General features: G+C 71.7%; 6 protein-coding genes. 4 read left to right on the forward strand and 2 right to left on the reverse strand.

The window, feature by feature from the left end; all coding sequences use genetic code 11:
* Positions 1-188: 188 nt before the first annotated feature.
* The 3 genes from MXD95_RS23965 to MXD95_RS23975 all read left to right on the forward strand — a co-directional run bounded on the left by MXD95_RS23965 (position 189) and on the right by MXD95_RS23975 (position 4364).
* On the forward strand, positions 189-1076 hold the full coding sequence (locus MXD95_RS23965) for a polysaccharide deacetylase family protein (protein WP_250642968.1): 888 nt from the start codon (positions 189-191) through the stop codon (positions 1074-1076).
* Positions 1077-1455: 379 nt separating this feature from the next.
* Positions 1456-3051 carry an alpha/beta hydrolase domain-containing protein gene (locus MXD95_RS23970; RefSeq protein ID WP_250642969.1) on the forward strand — a complete coding sequence of 532 codons (1596 nt, stop codon included), beginning with the start codon at positions 1456-1458 and terminating at the stop codon, positions 3049-3051.
* Positions 3052-3191: 140 nt separating this feature from the next.
* Positions 3192-4364 carry an NADH:flavin oxidoreductase gene (locus tag MXD95_RS23975; protein ID WP_308301567.1) on the forward strand — a complete coding sequence of 391 codons (1173 nt, stop codon included), beginning with the start codon at positions 3192-3194 and terminating at the stop codon, positions 4362-4364.
* Positions 4365-4443: 79 nt separating this feature from the next.
* Here the strand turns inward: MXD95_RS23975 and MXD95_RS23980 are convergent, their stop codons facing one another.
* Positions 4444-4878 (reverse strand): VOC family protein, encoded by a 435-nt coding sequence (locus MXD95_RS23980; RefSeq protein ID WP_250642972.1) that lies wholly within the window; start codon positions 4876-4878, stop codon positions 4444-4446.
* A gap of 269 nt (positions 4879-5147) precedes the next feature.
* Here MXD95_RS23980 and MXD95_RS28710 point away from each other — a divergent pair, with 269 nt between their 5' ends.
* Complete coding sequence (locus MXD95_RS28710; protein ID WP_285223752.1) at positions 5148-5525, forward strand: ClpX C4-type zinc finger protein; 378 nt, start codon at positions 5148-5150, stop codon at positions 5523-5525.
* Positions 5526-5730: 205 nt separating this feature from the next.
* On the opposite strand, the gene MXD95_RS23990 is transcribed toward MXD95_RS28710, so the two are convergent.
* A complete protein-coding gene (locus MXD95_RS23990; protein ID WP_250642973.1) occupies positions 5731-6381 on the reverse strand; it encodes a hypothetical protein in 651 nt (216 codons plus the stop codon).
* Between the last annotated feature and the right edge of the window lie 73 nt (positions 6382-6454).

A 6454-nucleotide genomic window follows, 5' to 3' on the forward strand; every position in this document is an offset into this window, starting at 1 on the left:
ACATCAATCTGATCCCCGCGGTGTCCTGGAAATACTGGTGGTTGGCGGTGTTGCCCCCGATGGGCCTCCGCTGTGCCTGGCGCCGTACCTTTGCGTGTTGTTGTCAGCGAAGCGCCATCACATACTGGTGATCAGGGGGAACTTTCTGTGCATGGAAATCGGCTGGTCGGGTCCAATGCGGGCCGTACGTGAGTGCCGAGGACGCCCCGCGTATTCCGGCGGCCGTTCCTGACCCGTCACGCCGACGGCTCCTGGCCGCTGGGCCGGCCGTGGCGGTCGCCGTGGCGGCGGCCGGGCTTGCGGCCTGCTCCGACTCGTCGCCGGGCTCGGCGGCCGCGGACCACACAGCCGCGGACCACACACCGGCGGACCATACAGCCGCGGCCACGCCGTCCGCCGTGGCTCCCGAGCCGGCGTCGACGTTGGCGCAGGCTGGTCCCGGGCTTGTGCCGGGTGGGCCGGCCACCGCGGTCGCCCATGGGCCACGGGACCGGGCCCGGGTCGCGCTGACCTTTCATCTCGGCCCGCACGAGGCCGGCCAGGACCCGGTTCTCGCGCGTGCGCTGTTGGGTGAGGCCGCGCGGCTCGGCGTACCGATCACCATCTTCGCCGTCGGGCGGTGGCTGGACGCGCATCGTGATCTTGTCCCGGATATTCTCGCGCACGGTAACGAGGTGGCCAACCACACCTACACCCATCCGACGTTGACCGCGCTGCCCGGCGATCAGGTGGCCGCCGAGATCACGGGTTGCCGTGAGGTGCTGGCCAGGCTCACGCCTGCCCAGGGCCGTTATTTCCGGCCTTCCGGCACCAGCACTGCCACGCCGTTGATCCTCGCCGAGGCCGGCGCGGCCGGGTATCGCACGGTCGTCGACTTCGACGTCGACCCCTTGGACTACACCGCCCCCGGCGCCGACGCGGTGGTCGCGCGGGTCCGGGCCGCGACCCAGCCCGGCTCCATCGTGAGCATGCACTTCGGCTATCCGGGCACGGTCGCCGCCTTCCCGCGGGTCGTCGCCAACCTACGCGTCGCCGGCCTCGCTCCGGTGACCGTTCACGACCTGCTGGCGACCTGACCGGAGTAGGTCACGGCTGTCCGGCTCTGCCCGCTGGCACGATCGGGCCGACCACAATATCGCCGCGAAATCGGGCCTGCCCGGAATGCCCGGCTGGCCGCCGGGTGCGGGACGCAGTCGCTGTTCCGGCCGGAAATCGCTGGTGGAGAATGCCGGGCGTCGCATCCGCTCCCGGGCAGCCGGGCCCTTGCGGTGCCCGGCGCGCGGCGGGCGGCCGATCTGGACGAACTCGTCGCGCATGATGCCCGATCCCTCTCCTTGACGCGCACGTGCCGGTCCTTCCACCATGTGGTCCCCGGGGAAGTTACTGACCAGTACAACGCCTTCGCGGACATAGGTCCCGGCGTTGTTGCCGTGCAACCGTGGAGAAAAGGTCGCTATGAAGGCAGATATTTTCAGACGTGGAGTGGGCCTTCGCCCACGGGTGTCCGGGGGGCGGCCGAACCTGTCCGTGGCACGGGCTCGGCGCGCCCTGCTCAATCCGGTCACCGTCGCGTTATTAGCCGTCATCGCGGCGATGATGACCGCCTGTGGTCCAGGTACACCGGGGGCGACGGTGACGGCGCAACGCCCCGCGGGCGGCGGGGTGTCGGTCACGCCGAATCCCGGTCCGGCGGCGGACGTCTCGCACGTGCTGACCGGCGGTGGCGGGCCGTTCCTCGGCGAGGCCATCCCGCTCGACCTTGACGCGCAGGGTTACACCCAGCAGGAATACGCGGCGTCCGGCACGGCGACCGCCTACCGCGCCGTCGGCGGCCTGCCGGGCAACGGTGTCTGGACCTTCGCCGCGGACGGCACCGCCCCCTACACCACCCGCATCGTGGTCCGCCGGCCGGAGGCGAAGGCCAAGTTCAGCGGCAACGTCATCGTCGAGTGGCTCAACGTCAGCGGCGGGGTGGACGCCGATCCCGAGTGGTCCACCCTGTCGGAGGAGATCACCCGGCGCGGTGACGTCTGGGTCGGCGTCTCCGCCCAGCGGCTCGGCGTGGAGGGCGGCCAGATCCTGGTCACCGCCCCCGGCCCCGGATCCGAGGCGGCCGGCAAGGGCCTCAAGACGATCGATCCGGCTCGCTACGGCGGCCTGGCGCACCCGGGTGACGGGTTCTCGTTCGACATCTACACCCAGGTGGCTCGGGCGGTGCGGGCCGGCGGCACCCTCGGCGGGCTGCACCCGAAGCGCCTGATCGCGGCCGGGGAGTCGCAGTCGGCCTTCGCGATGACCACGTACTACAACGGTGTCCAGCCGCTCACCCAGGCCTTCGACGGCTTCTACGTGCACAGCCGGGGAGCCGCCAGCCTGCAGCTGGTCGGCCCCGGGAAGAACTCGGACCTCGTCGGCCCACTGCTGCTCGGCTCGTCGACGACCTTCCGCACCGACCAGCGTGCCCCCGTGTTCGACGTGCAGACCGAGACCGACACGACCAGCATCCTGGGCTCGGTCAAGGCCCGCCAACCCGACAGTGACCGCTTTCGGCTGTGGGAGGTCCCCGGCACCGCGCACGCGGACGCCCATCTCACCGGAATGATCCCCGGTCTCGACTGCGGCGCACCCATCAACAACGGCCCCCTGCACCTGGTGGCCAAGGCCGGTTGGCGAGCGCTGACCACGTGGCTGACGACCGGCCAGGCGCCGGTGACCTCGCCACGCATCGACACCAGCGAATTCTTCGGGTTCTACAGCGTGAAGCGCAACTCCGACGGCATCGCCACCGGAGGGGTGCGGACCCCACCCCTCGACGTCCCCGTGGACGTGCTCTCCGGCGATCCGGGGCCGAAGGTCTCCTCACTGTGCCTGCTGCTCGGCTCGACGAAGCCGCTGTCCGCGGCTCGCCTCGCCGCGCTCTATCCCTCCCGGGCAAGCTACCTGGAGCGCTACACGGCCGCCGCGGACGCGACCATCCGGGCCGGTTTCGTCCTGCCCGAGGACCGCGCCACCCTGCTGGCCTACGCCCAGCCGAACCGCATCACGGCCTGACGATCGAGGTCTGACGTCACGGCGCCCTCGGTCCTTCGGGACCGGGGCGCCGCCGTGTTGCCGAACTGTGGCGGGACCGCCTGATCGGGGCAGCCCTCGGGAACAGCGGTGACATGGCTCGACTTGAAGCAGTCGTGACCGTGTCCTCAGACTCAGCCGCGCCCGTGTCGGCCTCCGCGCCCGTGCCGTCGCCTCGGACGGACTCCGAGGCCCTGCTCGACGGAACCGACGCCTCGCCGCTGTTCACCCCGCTGGAGCTGTCGGGATTGCCGCTCGCCAACCGGTTCGTGATGGCGCCGATGACCCGGCAGGCCTCGCCGGACGGGGTGCCCGGCGAGGATGTCGCCGCGTACTACGCGCGACGGGCCGCGCACGTCGGCCTGATCGTGACCGAGGGTACCTACGTCGACCACCGGTCGGCCGGGTCCAGCGAGCGGGTGCCCCGCCTGTACGGCGAGGACGCTCTCGCCGGGTGGCGGCGGGTGGTCGAGGCGGTCCACCGCGCTGGCGGGCGGATCGTGCCGCAGCTGTGGCATCTCGGCGTCACCCGTGAGGCAGGGACGCCGCCCTACCCGGACGCGCCGGTGTTCAGTCCGTCCGGCCTGCGGGCTGACGGGACCCGGGCGGGGGAGCCGGCGACCATCGCGGAGATCGACGCGGTGATCGCCTCCTTCGCCCGCGCCGCCGTGGCCGCCCGCGAGGCCGGTTTCGACGGCGTCGAGCTGCACGGCGCGCACGGCTACCTGCTCGACCAGTTCTCCTGGTCCCGCACGAATCGCCGCACCGACGGCTACGGCGGCGACCCGGCCGCCCGGGCCCGGCTCGGGGCCGAGGTCGTCACCGCGATCCGGGGCGAGGTGGGCCCCGACTTCCCGGTGCTCTACCGGTTCTCCCAGTGGAAGGGCGGCTTCTACGACGCGCGGAGCGCCGACACCCCGGGGGAGCTCGAAACCCTGCTCGGCCCGCTGGTCACTGCGGGTGTCAGCGCGCTGCACGTGTCCACCCGCCGCTACTGGCTGCCCGCGTTCGACGGCTCGCCCCGCACGCTTGCCGGCTGGGCGAAGCAGCTCACCGGCCTGCCGACGATCGCGATCGGCTCGGTCGGGGTCGCGCAGGCGTTCGGTGAGGCGAAGGCCGATGCCTCGTCGCTGAGCCTCGCCCCGCTGGTGGAGCTGTTCGAGCGGGGCGAGTTCGATCTCGTCGCCCTCGGCCGCGTCCTGCTCTCCGACCCCGCCTGGCCGTCGAAGGTGCGCGAGGGCCGCCTGACGGAGATCCAGCCTTTCCGCCAGGAGGACACGACCCGCCTCACCTGACCGGCCTGCCACCGCGGCCCCCACCCGACCCGGTTCCGCGGAACCGTTTGACCGCCCGCACGGTCGCGCGGTCCTGGGTTCAGTCGAGGCAGAACTCGTTGCCCTCGGGGTCGGCCATCACGATGTGCCCGGCGTGCGGGCGAACCGGGTCGTGGCGGGCGAGCCGGGTGGCGCCTCGGGCGACGAGGCGGTCGGCCTCCGCCTCCAGGGCGGCCATCCGGGCGTCGGCGCCGACGCCGGGAGCGGCGCGGACATCGACGTGTACCCGGTTCTTGACCACCTTGCCCTCCGGTACCCGCTGGAAGAACAGCCGCGGTCCGTGGCCCGTGGGATCGACGATCGCCGAGGCGTCGTTACGTCGCTCGGTCGGCACCCCCATCGCCGCCAGGGCCTCGTCCCAGGAGGCGTGGCCCGGTGGCGGGTCCTGCGGCCGGTAGCCGAGAACCTCGGCCCAGAAGGTGGCGAGCGCCGCCGGATCGGCGCAGTCGAAGGTGATCTGTACCTCACGCGCCATGGTCGGTCGGCCTCCCGGTGTGGTTGTCGGTGTGCTGGTAGCGGTCGCGCAGCAGGTATACCTCGGCGAGGTGGTGCAGGAGCTCGCGGTGGATGTGCGGGACCAGCGCGGCGCCGCTCTGCGCAGTCTGCGTCGTCGTGGGGTCATTCCCGCTCCAATAGCAGACAGCTTTGGTCCGCTATCCGGTGCCAGGACGGGGGCGTGTCCCGGAATGGCCGACCGTCAGGGAAGTCTTGACGTTTCCGGGTCGTCAGGGTTAACCTGACGGCATGGCGAATACTCGGCTTCAGGTGCCCGGCGAGGGTCTGCTTGAGAGTCTGTGCTGCTCCTTCTGCACGAAGGACAAGGCCGCGGTCCGCAAGCTCGTGGCCGGCCCAGGCGTCTACATCTGCAACGACTGTGTGGACCTCTGCAATATGATCATCGCCGAGGAGCCGGCTCCGGCCTTCGGCGCGTGGGACGAGCGGTCCGACGACGACCTGCTCGCCGGCCTGGCGAAGGTCCAGGCGGTCGTGACCCAGGCCGACGCCGCCGTCCATGACCATGTGAACGTCCTACGTCGCCGCGGCATCAGCTGGACCCGTATCGGCGCCGCCCTCGGCGTGTCCAAGCAGGCCGCCTGGGAACGCTTCTCCGGCGAGGACTGACCTGCCCGCGGGCGGGATGTTCGCCATGGCGAGCCGGCTGGTAGGGGCCGATCGACGGCGTGCGCGGCCGGGTGGCCTTCCATGTCGGTGCCTCCAGTAGGCCCGGTCGACCTCGCCGCGGTCTCTCCCGTCACCTCGTGCCGGGAGAGGGATTCGTTTTCTGTTCCGCGGGCACCGCAGGCGAGAAACCCCCGGCCGTCCCGGGCTACGGGTTCGGGTTGAGAACAAAGGGAATGTCACTGTCGGCCATCCACTGGTCGAACTCGTCGATGGTGGTGAACAGCGGTCGGCCGGCGTGGCGGCAGGTCGCGGCGACGAGCTCGTTGATCGCGGCGCCGGGGTCCGTGGAGGTGAGTGATGTCCGGACGTGGGCGAGGGCGGGCAGGGCGCCGCTGGTGAGCCGAGCGTTCCAGTCCGCGCCCAGGTCCAGGGTCGCCTGGCCGATGAGCGCCGCGGTGGCCGTCGTGGTGACGGCCTCTGCCTCCAGGACGGCGAGCAGATCACGGTCGGCGCCGTCGGCACGGGCCGCGACGATCGCGATCTGCAGTCCCTGGACGACGAGGGCGGCCGTGGACTGAGCGACGACGCCCCCGACGAGAGCCCCGAGCACTGGGACGGGAAGGACTGTCTGCCCGACCAGCCCACCAGCCCACACCAACCCGGCTCTGGCGCTTCCCGCCGCCCCACGAGCGGCGAACTCGCCTGGGCTGATCCGGTGACGGGCCAGCTCAAGGCCCGCGCCCGCGACGACCCACACCGCGTCGACCATCGCGGCGGGCACGGTGCCGCCGCCCAGGGCGGCAGGCAGCACCCCGCTGCGAGCGGGGGGGCGCCGCGCCCCGGCGTTCCCACCCACCGCCCCCCCACCCACCCCGCCCCCCGCCTGTCTCTTATAAAAAAATAACACCCCACCACACACTTAACGCCAT

The sequence above is a fragment of the Frankia sp. AiPa1 genome (assembly GCF_023243075.1).
Lineage (GTDB): Bacteria > Actinomycetota > Actinomycetes > Frankiales > Frankiaceae > Frankia.